The sequence below is a fragment of the Candidatus Jettenia sp. AMX1 genome (assembly GCF_030263775.1).
Lineage (GTDB): Bacteria > Planctomycetota > Brocadiia > Brocadiales > Brocadiaceae > Jettenia > Jettenia caeni.
On record NZ_SZPP01000011.1, the window covers coordinates 55856 to 71081 of the forward strand.

Sequence of the window (15226 nt, forward strand, 5' to 3'; positions counted from 1 at the left end):
TTGTATGGATACTTATACATATCGGGAAAGATAATCTCTTCTGAAAACGGAAAGTAAAGAGGATTAAGGAGATGATACCTTTTTTCATAAGTTATAGTCTTTTATATTCATATGATTATTGGATGTACTATATAAGGAATTTGTATACAAAAATTCTTTGGCAAGTGTATTGCTGAAATAGTAACGAATCAAGCCTGTATCTTTATCGGGAATGTTCCTGGTAGGCTGGCTTAAGATTCTTCATGTGAGGAGGAATAAGAGATGCTAAAGAAATTTTGTCTTAGTATTGCTGTTGCAGGGGCGTTAATTTCTGGTATTGGTATGGTAAATACTACTTTTATTAATACTGCTCTTGCAGAGGAAAAGGAAAAGGTGTGCGATAAATGTAATCATGTACCGTCGAAAATAGTGCCGGATTGTCCATGTCAATGCCATGGGGGACAGAGAAAGTAGGGAATAAGAAAAGTTTTAACAAGGCTGAGAGGTTTTGTCGTTTTCCCTGATCATAAAAAAGGTCTATAAGAGACCGGGGAGAATCTTTCAGCAAAAAGAAATAGCCTTACTGACGGGATATTTTACCGATATCCCCGGTAAGGCTTTTCTTTTTATACGGCTTTTTCATAAAGCTAAATGAAAACTACAGTATGGGAAAATATCTCTTTGGGTTCATGTAATAATATGGTATAGTAATCTCAAAACAAAATGTCACAGAGTAGAGTAAAATTTTCCAGAAAGTACAGATCAGTTTTTCCTCATCCCAAAGAAACGGAGTGATAGAGTATCAAGGTATTTTTGTCTCATAATCCCGAAGGGATGGTATGATTATAGCAAAAGAGCAGAAGAAAGGGTTTGAACCCCGAAGGGGTGGCATGGAAAACCCGTGTATACCTGTCATTGCCTGGGAATTTGCCGTTGTTTTCTAATAATTATTTCTTCAGGGTTGTTGATTTGTACTATCATGATCTCAAAAATAAAGCGACATTTTCTTTTAACATTACTATAGAATGTTTTGATTCAACTGAAGATGGTTGATTGAGTCAGTCAAACTGTTTAAGACTTAACTTAAATGTATAGGAATTTCAAAAGGGAAACTCTATTGATAGTATAAACAATCTCAATCTCATTTCCATATGACTATGCCGAACAAAAATAGCCAGTTACCTGAACCGTCAGGAATGCCCGGCCCTCATGTGCCTACAAATACATGGAAACACATGATCGTCTTTCTCTGTATATGGTTTCTGATTGTAGCCCTTGTCCTGATTTATTTTACAATAACCGGTTCACCCCAGGCGGGTCTTTTAGAGGTTGGAGTATCGACCCTGATCTTCATTCTCTTATTCCACCTGGTTATAAAATTCTTTCCCGCCATTACAAAGATACTTACCTATGTGCTTGTGATAGGATTTGGGATTGCACTCATCTTTGTAAATTATCATTTCCTGAAGGCAGTAAAAAAGGATGCTTCCCTGGAACAACTGTTAGTAGGAGATCTGTTGGTTCATAAGATTATGAATACCGTTAAGAGAGAACCAACTACCACGATAACCGAAAAGGAAGCTTTCCGATATCAAAAGCTTTTGCTGGAGACATCTCTGGATCAGTTAAAAAAATTAGTGGCTGACCCCCTTATGGCAGATTTTCAGGAATCACTGTCTGTTACAAGAGTCAGACCTATGGTTCAAGAGGGAATTGTGTCTCTTCCTCAGAAGTATCAGCTCGAACAACCCGTTGATATGGACAGAAAAGAGAACATTTCTCATTTGAAGTTTATGACTGCGGGATATGATTCTATGATCCGGGGAATCACAGGTGAAGAAGACGTATCATTATTGCCTGTGGTAACGCAAATGCCTATGATTACAGGAGAGATCAGATCAGTCATTGAGCACTATGAAATCGGGTTGCCCGTTACAAGCTTATCTGCGAAGATTTCCGGTCTGAAATTTATTCAAGAGCCATTGCATGTGACATTAGAAGCGCCTGCGGTCCAGTCTCCTGTATTCGAAACGATATCATCAATTTCTCTCATAACATTGAGTGAACCTTTACAAGAAGGTTATCTGCGGATCGATTAAAATTACAGTATTTTAGGGGGAGTGCTCTATGAGAATTGGTATGGTGGTAGTAATAGGTATACTGCTCGTATTAACAAATGCAGGTTATAGCCAGGATCAGGGTGAAGATGCATCGTTAGATGCCGCTATGAGGTCCTTTCAGCAGGCTATAGAGATAAATCCTAACTCTGCAGAGGCCCATTATAATCTCGGAATTGTGTACCATGAAAAAGGGATGATGGAAGAAGCTATCAATGAATACAAAAAGACTTTGGAAATCGACCCCAATTTCGTAAAGGCATACAACAATTTGGGCGTTGTTTATCATAACGCAGGCCGATTAGATGAAGCTGTCGGATCTTTGAAAAAGGCTGTAGAACTGTCACCTCAGTATGTCGAAGCATACTATAATTTGGGTATTGCCTATTATAAAAAGAAGCAATACAACGACGCTGCCGGGGCTTTTGAAAAAGCCGTGGAATTTAATCCGGCATTTGATAAGGGGTATTATAACCTGGGTATTGTCTATTCATCTATGGATAATTTGGACGAAGCTATTGATGCCTTTAAGAAGGCAACAGAGATTAACCCTAAATACTCGAATGCTTATTATAACCTTGGCGTTACCTATGCAAAAAAGGATCACTATGATGACGCTATTCAGTCCTTACAAAAAGCACTTGAACTTAATCCTAATAACTACAACGCCCATTTTGCTTTAGGTGTAATTCACCAGACCAAACGGAAAACAAAAGAGGCGAATGAAAGCAGGGATGACCTGATAAAAGAAACCCCGGCATCTGATTATGATTAATGCCTATGCGTAAACAAACTCACGTAACATTCCTCATTAGTAATTTTCTCCTTCTTTTTTGCATTTTTTCCCAGGATCTTTATGCTAAAACACTGCATTTCATTGCATATGGAGACACCCGTGGAGATATTAAGGTAATCGGAAAACCTCAAGTAAAACATAATACGATAGCAATGGCGATACGCAGCATGGACCCTGATTTTATTTTGTTCTCCGGAGATATGGTTTATTACAATGAGTTTGAAAAATTTTTAGAAGTAATTACCAATAATTATACAGGAGATACCACGATCCCGTTGTATCCTGCTATTGGTAATCATGAGCTCATGTTCAGTGAGAAGGTAGATGAGCTGGTGAAGGAAGTGCTAAGAAAAATGGGCATAGCAGACAAACCAGAGGAGGAATCAGATTCACTGCCGTCGGGTCCTTCGGATGACAGTACTCTGGAAAAGGTATGGAAGAAATTACTCGAAGAGATCAATTCTCTTGTAGAATCAAGGATAAAGACGAGGAGCCGTGAGGTCTTATGTGAAGAAATCAGAGATAAATTACCTCCTTCCTCCAGCTCTTACTTAAAAGAGGTGTTGAAGGGTACGGCGGAGGATCAGTCATGGTATTCTTTCATCAGGAAGGCCAATGGATTGGAGATAAAATTTCTTATCTTAAACTCCTCATTACCTGATGATGAAGAACAATTCCAATGGTTTCTGAATGAATTACAGCAATTTAGCGGTCCCAAAATTATTCTCGAACACTATCCGCCATATTCTCTTGGGATTCATGGTTGTGCAGACCTGATGGACAAGGAATCCAGAGCGTCAAGATTTCGGGACCGGTATGTGAGGTTTTTTAATGACAGCGCAAATAACGTACTCCTGATTATCAATGGCCATGAGCACAATTACCAGCGAATCTGCAGGACACATACAACAGGTAACGTGCAATTACCTGTATATATTATTTCAGGCGGCGGAGGCGCTCCTCTGGCAGGTATGGGTGAATGTAATACTTCTCAAATTCCTTTCGATGGTTTTCAGTGTGTAGAATTTATAACGGCTTATCACTTCGTAGACATTATAGTACGCACCAATAATAACAATAAGGTAATTTTGCAGGGTAAAGTATTTGGTCTGCGGTATGATTTAGCGAAGGGATTACCGGATGACAGCGCCTTTGAAAGGCAATTTGTGAAGGAACGTCTGGAATTAATTGATGATTTTACGTTACACTGGCAAAAATAATGCAGCTAAAAATTTTTATACTCTATTTTATCCTTGGGGGCACTATTGTGAGCATAGCGACATTTATTGGCTCGCAGGGAAGGGGCCTGCTCGCTTCTTTTATGGCGATTTTTCCTGCCATTACCTTGCTGACCTCTGTCCTGATTTATAACAGAGGTGGGCAGGTTGCTACAATACATTATGCAAAGGGTCTCCTTTTGATGACGCCATCATGGATTATCTATGTGCTGTGCATTATCTTTTTATTGCCCCGGTTAGGATTTGTGAAATCAGTTGCTATTGGTGTGATAACCTATATGGTTTTTTCATGGATTACGAGTGTTATTGTAAGCCATTTTGGATGGGGGGCGTGAAAAGGGGACACGGGGAGACGCAAGATTTTGCGTCTCTACAGGTTTTTGTATCCATCTGATACTGGAAAAGGCTATCCCGGTGCAGGTATTCAGGCGGGAAGACAAGTAAAGCCTTGCTCTACATTTAATTGTATAGGAATTTTCATTTTATGTAAGCGGTTTTCAGGGTGGCACGGACAAACGAAGTTTGTCCGTGCTTGCTTCAAATGCCAACGTGGATAGGGAATATACCACACTGACAAACAGGGTTTGTCAGTGCCACCCTTGACTAAACGACAACTTGATGCATATGGGGTAAAGGGGATGGATCAGTGCCGGGAAAATAGATATTTTAAGTCGCCGAAAGGCCTAGTTTATACCGGGTAGCCGAATGTCTTGGTTATTCTCTTTATCTTTGAAACTCTCTGAGGGAGCTTGTATAGAGGTAATCATTGTTAATCTTCTTACCATGACAGTCAATACAATCCTCTACCTTACCTGCGAGTGTTATCGTTTCATCTTCCTTTTCCATAGTCATAACTTCTCCATCAGGCTCGTACTGTACCCAATACCAATCGTTAACCTCGCTGCCATAATTTTCCCTTTTATTCATTACCATTATGGAGGTAAGCTCTTTATTCGGTGTATAGTTTTCCTTGATAATTATTGCGCCGTCAGGCATCTGTTTCTCTTTATTCACAATTGCCTTATAGGCAGGGCCGTTTACATAGGTAGTTAATAAAGCCCCATGGGGTTCCCTCCCTTTATAAAAAGCTTCTTTCTTTGGCCACATCTTCCAGCCTTTTTGATAATCTTCACTCTCCATGGTATCCCAGATCTTATCTGCAATTTCCTCATCAGTAGGCATTTCTCCCTTTATTTCCTTAATGTCAGCTTCGGGTATTTCTTCACCTAATGTACTGGTAAAAATGTAATCATTATTGTTACGCCTGGCGTGACATTCGGAGCAGTCGCTAACCTTACCAGCCAGCGCCATAATTTTGCCATTCTTCTTCTTTGTTGCAACTTTTCCGTCCATTCTGTATTGAACCCAATACCAATCATTTGCTTCGGGGTTATACTCTTCTATTTTTTTCATTACCGTGATAGCGGTAAGTTTTTTAGCTGGCGTGTAGTCTTCTTTAACCAGTATCGACCCGTGAGGCAATTGTTTCTCTTTATTTTCCAATGCATCATAAGCAGTGTCGTTCAGGTAAGTGGTTGATAAAGCCCCATGCGCCCCATGTGACTCTTTTCCTGGTGAGAAAGCCTCTTTGCCTGGCCACATCTTCCAGTTTTCCCGATAATTTTCAATCTGTATCTTACTCCAAATTCCTTCGGCAATTTCTTTTTCGTTTGCTGCTTCTTCATGAGCTTCTTCGGCTTCCTTATCTTCCTCATCTTCTTCAGTTTCCTCAGCTTTAGTTTTTTTAGTCTCAAACATGGTTCCTCCTGAAGAACCTGTAAAAAGGTAGTCGTTACCGCTCTGTTCACTATGGCAATTGATACATTCATCAATTTTGCCTGCTAACCTCGTGGTTTGGCCATACTCTTCAATGGTCATAACTTTACCGCCTGGTCCAAATTGGACCCAATACCAGTCATTGGCATCAGGATTAAAACCTTCTATCTTTTGTATTGCAGTGATAGAAGCAAGGTCTTTGTTTTGCGTATAGTTTTCTTTAATTATTATTGCTTCCGGAGGCATACGTTCCTTTTTATTGAGTATTGCATCATAAGCGACGTTATTTACATAGGTAATTAATAAAGTTCCATGGGGTTCCTTTCCTGGATAGAAAGCCTCCTTGCCTGGCCACATCTTCCAGTTCTGCCGGTAGCTTTCCTTCTGTATCTTTTCCCAGAGTTTATCAGCTATTTTGTCGGCTTTGCGCTCCTCTCTGGTTATTTTAGATGGCTCCTCTCCAGTACCGGTTTCTCTTTCCATCAGTCCGCATCCCGCTGAGAGAATGCTTATTACCAGTGGGAATAATATGATGGGCGAATAAATCTTTTTCATTCCTTCCTCCTTTTTGATTTAATGCTTAGGTAATTCAAACAAACTACGTAGTGGCAAGGCGCTCCTTGCCACTACGCGTTGCTAAAGTTGCCGAAGGTCTCATTACGAGCAAACGGTACATGGATAGTTGTGCAAAGCCGTATCATGCATAGTATTCCGGATATCAATGATACTCCGGAGTATAGCGCTCTATTTCTTCCGCTTCATACAGGTTACACGGCCAAATTTAATTCTACGGTTATAAGGTGAAGGAGATGTATTGGTAACACAAGCCAGATTTACCTCTGGTATTACGAATCGCCTTGATAGTGTACTCGCTAAGAATTAAACATCAAAAATTATACCAAGAAAAGAGCCGGAGTAAATTTCATAGTATTTTCGCAGCAATGGTAAAAAAAGGAATTATAAAGATGGCATGAGTACAATGTGACAGGCAACACAAGTGTATCGCTACAGAAGTGTGACATGTCACATGGCATATTCCAAATTGCCTTACTTAATGTATAGAAATTTCAATGTTGTTGTAGGGGCAGGCTTGAAACCTGCCCCTGCTTAATACGTTTTATTCTTTCCAGTACCGGTGGATGTGAATAGTGAAAGGCGGCGTACAGGGGATGGGGGTGGAGATTTGAAAGGTTATCCTTTGAAAGCTTTATGAGGGTACTTATCATACTCTTGCTGTTTCCCGTCAACTCACAGGAGAACCGGTCGGCTTCAATTTCGTGCCTTCTTGAAAAGAAATGAAATACCGGCGTAAAGGGAAATGCTACCAGGGAACCTAAAAAACCCAGGATAACAACCTTTGCAAAAAATGTAGCATCTTTGATATGAAAGAGATGAATAAGGAAATCACTTTGCACGAGCTTATAGGATATATACAGAGCGATTAATGCTATACATTCTGATGCAATAAGATGTTTTATAAGATGCCGCCTTTTCCAGTGTCCCGCCTCATGCGCAAGGACTGACAGAGTCTCATCATTATCCATCTTCTCCAGGAGTGTATCGTAGAGAATAATCCTTTTTACCTTTCCCATACCGGTAAAATAGGCGTTGGTGTGCTTTGTTCTCTTTGATGCATCCATGGTTAAGACCTTTTTTACCTTTATACCAACCCTTTGCATAATAGAGCGTATACCCTCCTGAAGTTTCTCATCTTCAATAGGGGTAAACTTATTAAAGAGCGGTTCTATTACGTAGGGGAAGATGTACATAATTATGATACTGAAGGCCAGAAAGAGACACCATACCCATAACCACCAGAAATTGGGGCTTACCTGAATAATCAGAAGGCCTCCTGATAGTATGATGGCCATCAGAATAGTGGATATTGCCAGCGACTTTATGAGATCGGTTACCCATAATCTCCGGGTGGTAGTTGTAAACCCATAGGTATTTTCTATTTGAAATGTATGATAAAGATCGAAGGGAATTTTTAGGAGTGTATCAGCATAAAACAGGAGCAAAAAGAAGATCAAACCTGATAAGATAAAGGGTAATCTCAGAGAGGCAATCCACGAATTGTAGATATTCAGCAGATTTCCGAAGAGAAAAAATATGAAGATTATGGTATGGAAAATAGATGAAACAACCTCAAATTTTGTATTCTCAACAACATAGTCTTGTGTCTTTTTCAGTAATGCCTGGTCTATATACCCTTCGAATTCCGGAGGGATTGAGGCGCCATGTTTTTTGAGATGAGAGAGATTGAGATATTCGAGCCAGTGGTCTGAAATGACCACGAGAAGATAGAGAATAAAAATAGCGATAAGATATTTTCCCATACTGTATTTTACCTTGTTGTTAATAAAAAAGTTAAAGAAAGCTATACTATAAATGTATCCTGGTGTATTGGTTCTCTTATCCCCTAAAAGGGAAATCAACGTTTACGCTGTTTATGACCTCTACCGCCTTTATGGTCTTTGCAATCTTTGCGATGCTTTGGTATTCGGTGACGCCAAAGATCTCTTCGCCAGTAATATCTATCAAAAGGATAGTAACTATACGGATATGGATATGGGCGTACCTCTTCAACCGGCCAGAGATGTATTTCCTTAACATGGAGTAGTGGATAGACGTATTCCGTTTTTTCTAAAGGCTGAACCCTCTTTCCCTGAACCTCGCCTGCTACGGTAACCTTTCGGTCTTTCTTATAGATATTTGTATCCAGATAATGATCGCTGATCGCCAGAAATCTTCCCTCAGATCTATCAGCGTCTTTCGGTTCTCCCCGGAAGCCCGCAGGAGCCTGTAATATTTCCAGTAAGGTTCCTTCTTTTGTGTTTTTTGTCTCTATAATAAAGCCACTTAAGATAATTACTCGGCCCTTATAGCGTTCGGGGGTGTTCTGCAATTCTTTGAAGGTGATATCGGGCCTTGCTTGCTCCCTTACCCGCTGAGATATAACCGGCGCACAGCTGGCTATGAATAACAACGCTACGATCAGTATTGACTTAGGGAACAAAGGAAACCTATACATAACAGGATACATACTGTTGGCTTTCTTTAAGTTTTTATTCATATTTTATGTAAGCGGTTTTCAGGGTGGCACGGACAAACGACCCTTACAGGGACATGGTTTGTCCGTGTTGTGTTTAACGTGTTATTGCGAGGGTATTGTCCGAAGCAATCTCTTGAATAGTGTAGAAAAGATTGCTTCGGGAAAAACCCCCTCGCAATGACAAATACTCTAGAGCCTCTTATGGTAAATTAACTTGATGTATTTTCTTGGAGACGAAAGGTTTATTACAGTCCATAAATCTCACCGAATTTGTTTTTCAAATAGGTAATAAAGGAGCGTGTTTGTAATGGTTCACCGGTAATCCTCCTTGCAAGTTCATCGAGGGTAAACTTTCTGCCATGAGCGTGTAAATTTTGGCGTAACCAATCGAGTAATTTCTGAAAGGCGCCCTTTTCAAAGGATGTTTCGATGTCGGGAAGATCCCTTTTGACCTGATCAAACAGTTGTGCTGCAAAGATATTGCCGAGCGAATATGTGGGAAAATAGCCAAAGCTGCCTGATGACCAGTGAACATCCTGGAGCACACCACGTGCATCATCCGGTGGCGTTATACCAAGATACTCCTGCATCTTTATATTCCACGCATTCGGTAAGTCATGTATTGATATGCGATCTTCGAGCAGGTCATTTTCCAGTTCGAAACGGATCATGATATGTAAATTATAGGTAACTTCATCCGCCTCGACACGAATGAACGAAGGCTGGACGCGGTTTACTGCCCGGTACATATTTTCGGCATGTATGTTATGGAACTCTTCAGGAAAGATATCTTTTACATGTGGCATGAAAAATTTCCAAAACGCACGGCTGCGGCCAACAAGGTTTTCCCACATCCGTGATTGTGATTCATGAACGCCGAGCGATGCCCCGTCTGCTAAGGGGGTATGTTCAAGTTTGCGGGATATGCCCTGATTGTAAAGTGCATGGCCTGCCTCATGCAACGTTGCAAAAAATGCAGCGGAAAAATAATCGCGTAAAAAACGGGTTGTAATTCTTACGTCATCGATAGAAAAGCTTGTTGTGAATGGATGTGGTGAACGGTCCAGACGTCCACGCTCAAATACATAACCAATCAATCGGGCAGCTTTAACGCAGATATCCCATTGTTTTTGTTCATCGAATTCCTGGTGCAGGAAGGAATTGTCCACTACTGTGGATTTTGATGTTATGGCATGCACCAGTGGTACGAGCTCTTGTCTGATGTTTGCAAAGATAGTTTCTACTTGAGCAGTTGTCATACCAGGCTCGAATTGATCGAGGAGCGGATCGTAGATGCGGCCGGTGTAACCTAAACATTCGGCATAGCGTTTTTTCAATTCGAGATTTCGCTTAAGAAACGGCGCAAAGATGGTAAAGTTAAATCCGTCTTTTGCCTCTTTCCAGGCCTCAAAGGCCTGTGCGCCGGCCTGTGCGATTTCCGATATCAGTGCCGATGGTACCCGGCGCGCCTTGTCGTAATCGCGTTTTGTTACCCGGATGAGACTTGCATCATCTGAGTCTTCAGGTAGACCTTCAGCATATTCTTGCAGTTCGTTGAGGATATCTCCAATCGCGTTATCAATGAACTTTTCATGAGAGATATGGCTCAGGGTTGCAAGCTGCTGAGCCCGTGCCTCCGCACCACCCGGAGGCATATACGTTTGCTGGTCCCAGCCGAGTATGGCAGCAGCATGGTTGAGATCGTCTATTTCTGCCAATCGGGTTTTTAAACTATCGAGCTTCTTTTGCATATATGAAATCTCCGGACTTGAGGTAGGTGTGATTTTGAATCCTGGCGGTTTATCTGCTCTGTCAAAGCCAGCACCTGATTTGTTAGAGAAGGATAAAAGCGTACATCTATATTCAACCATACCATATAACGAGAAAATTATGCAAGCAGAATTTAAGGGACGAAAAATCTTTTCTGTACAATGCTGCTATTAGTCTTTGAATGAACTAATAGGGAAATGTAGTATGTCTCACTTTTGTACCGGCACACTTGTGTGACATGTTACACTGCCATCTCCTTCATGAGAAATGTATTCATGCCTTTTCCTGCCAGGATGATTTTTTTCTTCAAAAGAACAATCTTATCGTTCTCTTCCCTTATAGACTATAAGGCTAATCGAATTACTCTATTATGATAATTCTTCTCTCCATCAAACTGGATGAAATCCATAGGTTGCAATTGTAGATGTATAGGATACGCTCTTTTGGTATGCTTTTTGAGACCAACGTAAAATAAGTTTTTCTTTCTCTATAATCATTTCACCCCTTCGGGGTTGAATGCGGCATGTTTAGTACCCAAGTGGTTGATTCAGCGCAAAAGACAGCGCCTTAATCCACCCTACTCATTATAGAATTATCGGTAGGGTGGATTAAGCGAAGCGAATCCACCAAAGTATCTTTTCAGATAGTCTCTAAGAGTATCCAAAAATGATATATCTATTTTCCACAGAAATTTTTCAATACAGGGATTCCTTAAATTGCTCTACTCCTTTAGAGTAAGCATAGGAATAGCAAAATGTCGTTCTCTGTGAACGAGAGATCTCATGTAAATATTTCAGAGAAGGGAAGGATAATATGTTAAGAAAGAGAAAGCTGATACTCATAGTGGGTGTGGTATGCATTGTGGGACTTTTGGGGGTTATATCTGTGGAAGCACAACCTGCTCCCAAAAATACTCTCGCACGGCTTGAGATGTTGTCTGAACGTGGAAAATTTTTGAAGCAGCGTTTGGGGAAAAATGTCAATCGTCTTTCGAGTGGATATCAAATGATTATCGGTTTTGAAGAACAGTGGGACAGTATCAAATCCATCCTGGAGAGAGCTGCGGAGCAAGGTGGATTTTCGCAGGAAGGGGATGAGGTTAAAGAAATTGAGAAAGCCCTGACTCCTCCAGCCCCTTTTACCGGAAACAATCCATTTGCGAAAAGTGACTCCTTATCACTTTTTGGAGGATTTACACAATATAACCCTAGTATAGGGTGGTGGGGAAATAATGCTGTATGCGGCTTTAGCGACTCAGGATCCTACGCGGCTACATTCCTTCCAAATTTTGATGAGTCTCTCCCTCCAAGCCCAAGTCCAAGTGGTAGTTTTAGTCGTCTTGGCTGGTCGAGATCCAGCAATGCAGGAGCGGCCTTTACGGATAAGGGGATACTTCTGGCTGATCCGCTTCCGAATGATATGGCGTTCTATGACCTCTTTGGAGACCCCGTGGTAAGGGCTGCAAGCAGTTCTACATTTTATTATGCATGCATCGCTGATAGATACTTCAAAGTAGACAGTAGTCTTGCAATCTTTAACGGTATTACTGTCTTTAAATCCACGAGTGCAGGATTCTCGTGGGGATTTCCTGTTTCAGCAACCGAAGGAGCCGGGGAAAGCGAGACGTCTGTTTTCGATTACCCATCGATGGCTGTTAAACCGGGATCGCCCGCTCGTATTTATGTTGCCTATACCAGGTTTGACTTTAGTGGTGCATCAAATATAATAAGAATAGAATTGGTAAAATCAACCAATGGGGGAGCCTCCTGGTCACAACCGGTAAAAATTGCGGAGGAACCAGTGACAGAAGAGAATACCGGATGGGTAACTAACTCACAAGTAGCTGTGGGTCCGAACGGGGAAATTTATGTGGCATGGGAAGAATTTGACAGGTTTGGAGATCAAAGTCTTAATCCCCGTAGTATTAAACTCCGTAAGTCCATTGATGGAGGAAATACCTTTGGGGCCGAAGTTAAAGTTTCTCCTGTTACCCATGCGGGAAGTTCTCCCTTCTCAATACTTCAGGGAAATATCGAGGTTCCTTTTAATCTCCATGGTCTGGCTGTCGATACCTCTGGCACAGCTACCAACGGCAATGTATACGTTATCTGGCATGATGGCCGAAATCTTTCGCGACATGAGCCCCTGAGTTTCGACTCTCGGTATCGTTATGCGGATATTCTTTTTAGCAAATCCACAGACGGTGGCAGCTCATGGTCAGCCCCTGTCAGGGTAAATAATGACCCCATTACAAAGAAGGCCGATCAATTTATACCCGCCATCGCTGTAGACAAAACAGGCAAAATAGGTGTTCTCTTTTACGATCGTAAATATAATTTACGCAATTTTTTAATAGATGTTACTGTAGCTACTTCCGGAAATGCCGGGGCAACATGGATGAACAGGAAGGTAACAGAGAGGAGTTTTGATTCAGGTCTCAAAGATGAATTTGTCTCTAGTTTTGATTTTAGTATCGGTGAGTATATCACTATTGCCCAGGATGCTTCAAAAACGAATAATGGGTTTATCGGGGCATGGGGTGATAACTCCCTTAGTGATAGCAATATAGGTGTTGCTAAATTGAAATAATTTCTCTCTATACTGATGCTTTAAATTCTGAACAGAGACCCGATTCGTTTCCCGAGTATTTTACTGGTGATAAAGAGGGCAGCAGCCAGCAATACCATCCCTAAAACACCCAAAGCACAAGCCATTGATGGTGCATTTGGATTGATAAGTGCAATAAGTGTATATATGGCTTTCGTAATGGGGAAATATCTCTCCTTTTGCGCCAGGATAAGACTATCGCTTACTTCCAGCATTGCAAGGGAAAAGGTCATAATAGCGCCTGCTATTACGTTGGCTAACATGAGCGGTAACGTTATTCTTCGTATGGTATGCCATGGTGTAGCCCCAAGATTGAAGGAGGCTTCTTCCAGGGTAATACTGGTTTGCTGAAAACCTGCATACGCTATCCGGACTATATAGGGTAACCGCCGTATTGAGTAACTCATGATAAGTAATAGCGTTGGATTTACGGTAGGATCCATCAATTGATTAAGCCAGCGATACCAGAAAGGATAGTGCTGGGAAGGCTGCATGGGAAAATGAAAACAAGCGACATAGCTAAATGCTATTACCAGACCGGGTAATGCGAGAGGCAGCATTGCCAGTATATCCAGTACGTTTCCTCCGGGGATTTGTTTGCGGACGATCAGATATGCAATAAGTATTCCGAATATAAGGTCAAGCAATGCACACATTGAGGAAAGAAACAGGCTATTTTTTATACTGGTTACTGTGAGTGAGTGGGCAAATACGGATTGATAGTTGTCCAGTGTCCACTCCTCTGGCAGTATCGTAAAAAACCAACGGCCGGATAATGATTGGAGAATTACACTGATATGAGGTAATAACGCTAACAGACTAATTCCACAAATAATTGCCAGAATTAAGCACGATTGTATTCCTGAAGCCTGTTTTTGAGAACTCATTCCATGTCTACCGGAGACCATTTCATAACGCTTGCGGCCCATAAACGCTTTTGATATGAGAAATAAGCTTAAGGTAAGAAATAGGGTAAATACTACCAGGGCATACCCCATAGGATTTGTATGAATTTCTGTAAGGTTATTAAAAATCTGCATCGGTATAACACGATCAAAACCAAAAATCAACGGGGTTCCTAAATCGGTAAACGCCCAGATGAAAACGATAATTGCGCCAGCAAAGTATCCGGGCATGATGAGTGGTAATGTTATTGTCCGAAGGATATGGAATGGTCTGGCTCCCAGACCTTCAGCGGCTTCAAGCAATGATACATCAATATGAGCCATTGCTGCCTGCAGGTTCAGGAACATGATCGGATACAGGTGCAGCGTACCTAACACAATGATTCCCCAAAATCCACTTCCGCCAAGCCAGTCAATGGGATGTTGCAACGGGACCAGGCCGATTTTGTCGAGGAATAAATTCAGGGAGCCGAATCTTGAAAAGAGCTGTTTTATTCCAATTGCACCAACAAAGGGGGGTATGATCATAGGGACAAGCAGGAACGGCTGTATCCACCCTTTTGCGGGGAAATCATACCGGGTAAACCAATGGGCTATTGGTAATGCAACAACCGTCGTCAAGAGGGTAATCAGTATCGCAATGAAAAAGCTATTGAATAGACATCTGACCTGTAGTGGACTGGACACGATAAGCATGAAATACGTAAGCATTCCTTCACTCGTTCCGCCAAAAGTTGTTTTTAACAAGTGAATAAGGGGGTAAATGAGGAATATGCCAAAAAATAATAAAATAAGCATGAATACCAAAACGATGCGGATTGATACTCTTTTTGGTTTATACATGTGTACCTTTCATAAGGAAGCTTCCTGTAGAACGGTTTGTTGATTCATCTTTACCCATGGTGTATGTTACCCTGTACTGGTACACTGTTAAGATTGGTTTATTATAATAAGGCTCACTGGTGGTACAGACATTATATCTG

11 protein-coding genes are annotated in these 15226 nt (G+C 41.3%); 6 read left to right on the forward strand and 5 right to left on the reverse strand.

Annotated elements, in window-relative coordinates; all coding sequences use genetic code 11:
• Nucleotides 1-261: 261 nt before the first annotated feature.
• The 5 genes from FBQ94_RS03980 (at nt 262) to FBQ94_RS04000 (ending at nt 4465) form a co-directional block, all read left to right on the forward strand.
• Complete coding sequence (locus tag FBQ94_RS03980) at nt 262-453, forward strand: hypothetical protein (RefSeq protein WP_007222408.1); 192 nt, start codon at nt 262-264, stop codon at nt 451-453.
• Nucleotides 454-1136: 683 nt separating this feature from the next.
• Entirely contained in the window at nt 1137-2078 is a 942-nt protein-coding gene (locus FBQ94_RS03985) for a hypothetical protein (RefSeq protein ID WP_285441993.1), read from the forward strand.
• A gap of 28 nt (nt 2079-2106) precedes the next feature.
• Entirely contained in the window at nt 2107-2871 is a 765-nt protein-coding gene (locus FBQ94_RS03990) for a tetratricopeptide repeat protein (RefSeq protein ID WP_007222406.1), read from the forward strand.
• A gap of 5 nt (nt 2872-2876) precedes the next feature.
• Nucleotides 2877-4112, forward strand: a complete 1236-nt coding sequence (locus FBQ94_RS03995) for a metallophosphoesterase (RefSeq protein ID WP_285441994.1) — start codon at nt 2877-2879, stop codon at nt 4110-4112.
• Nucleotides 4112-4465 (forward strand): DUF3147 family protein, encoded by a 354-nt coding sequence (locus tag FBQ94_RS04000; protein WP_007222404.1) that lies wholly within the window; start codon nt 4112-4114, stop codon nt 4463-4465. The genes FBQ94_RS03995 and FBQ94_RS04000 overlap by 1 nt, the downstream gene beginning before the upstream one ends.
• A gap of 388 nt (nt 4466-4853) precedes the next feature.
• Here FBQ94_RS04000 and FBQ94_RS04005 read toward each other — a convergent pair whose 3' ends face one another.
• The 4 genes from FBQ94_RS04005 to FBQ94_RS04020 form a co-directional block, all read right to left on the reverse strand.
• Entirely contained in the window at nt 4854-6461 is a 1608-nt protein-coding gene (locus FBQ94_RS04005; RefSeq protein ID WP_007222403.1) for a cytochrome P460 family protein, read from the reverse strand.
• 512 nt (nt 6462-6973) lie between these two features.
• Nucleotides 6974-8245 (reverse strand): M48 family metallopeptidase, encoded by a 1272-nt coding sequence (locus tag FBQ94_RS04010; protein ID WP_007222402.1) that lies wholly within the window; start codon nt 8243-8245, stop codon nt 6974-6976.
• A 95-nt stretch (nt 8246-8340) separates the two neighbouring features.
• Complete coding sequence (locus FBQ94_RS04015; RefSeq protein WP_285441995.1) at nt 8341-8940, reverse strand: Slp family lipoprotein; 600 nt, start codon at nt 8938-8940, stop codon at nt 8341-8343.
• 266 nt (nt 8941-9206) lie between these two features.
• On the reverse strand, nt 9207-10712 hold the full coding sequence (locus tag FBQ94_RS04020) for a carboxypeptidase M32 (RefSeq protein ID WP_007222400.1): 1506 nt from the start codon (nt 10710-10712) through the stop codon (nt 9207-9209).
• 832 nt (nt 10713-11544) lie between these two features.
• Here FBQ94_RS04020 and FBQ94_RS04025 point away from each other — a divergent pair.
• Nucleotides 11545-13320: a sialidase family protein gene (locus tag FBQ94_RS04025; RefSeq protein WP_007223439.1), complete on the forward strand. Its 1776-nt coding sequence runs from the start codon at nt 11545-11547 to the stop codon at nt 13318-13320.
• Nucleotides 13321-13340: 20 nt separating this feature from the next.
• Here the strand turns inward: FBQ94_RS04025 and FBQ94_RS04030 are convergent, their stop codons facing one another.
• Complete coding sequence (locus FBQ94_RS04030) at nt 13341-15086, reverse strand: ABC transporter permease (protein WP_007223438.1); 1746 nt, start codon at nt 15084-15086, stop codon at nt 13341-13343.
• Nucleotides 15087-15226 lie beyond the last annotated feature (140 nt).

Excerpts from the sequence above, each read along its gene's own strand:
- FBQ94_RS04010 (WP_007222402.1), bottom strand. The coding sequence starts at position 8,245 with ATGGGAAAATATCTTATCGCTATTTTTATTCTCTATCTTCTCGTGGTC.
- FBQ94_RS03995 (WP_285441994.1), top strand. The coding sequence starts at position 2,877 with ATGCGTAAACAAACTCACGTAACATTCCTCATTAGTAATTTTCTCCTT.
- FBQ94_RS03990 (WP_007222406.1), top strand. The coding sequence starts at position 2,107 with ATGAGAATTGGTATGGTGGTAGTAATAGGTATACTGCTCGTATTAACA.
- FBQ94_RS04025 (WP_007223439.1), top strand. The coding sequence starts at position 11,545 with ATGTTAAGAAAGAGAAAGCTGATACTCATAGTGGGTGTGGTATGCATT.
- FBQ94_RS03985 (WP_285441993.1), top strand. The coding sequence starts at position 1,137 with ATGCCGAACAAAAATAGCCAGTTACCTGAACCGTCAGGAATGCCCGGC.
- FBQ94_RS04005 (WP_007222403.1), bottom strand. The coding sequence starts at position 6,461 with ATGAAAAAGATTTATTCGCCCATCATATTATTCCCACTGGTAATAAGC.
- FBQ94_RS04020 (WP_007222400.1), bottom strand. The coding sequence starts at position 10,712 with ATGCAAAAGAAGCTCGATAGTTTAAAAACCCGATTGGCAGAAATAGAC.
- FBQ94_RS04000 (WP_007222404.1), top strand. The coding sequence starts at position 4,112 with ATGCAGCTAAAAATTTTTATACTCTATTTTATCCTTGGGGGCACTATT.
- FBQ94_RS03980 (WP_007222408.1), top strand. The coding sequence starts at position 262 with ATGCTAAAGAAATTTTGTCTTAGTATTGCTGTTGCAGGGGCGTTAATT.
- FBQ94_RS04015 (WP_285441995.1), bottom strand. The coding sequence starts at position 8,940 with ATGTATAGGTTTCCTTTGTTCCCTAAGTCAATACTGATCGTAGCGTTG.
- FBQ94_RS04030 (WP_007223438.1), bottom strand. The coding sequence starts at position 15,086 with ATGTATAAACCAAAAAGAGTATCAATCCGCATCGTTTTGGTATTCATG.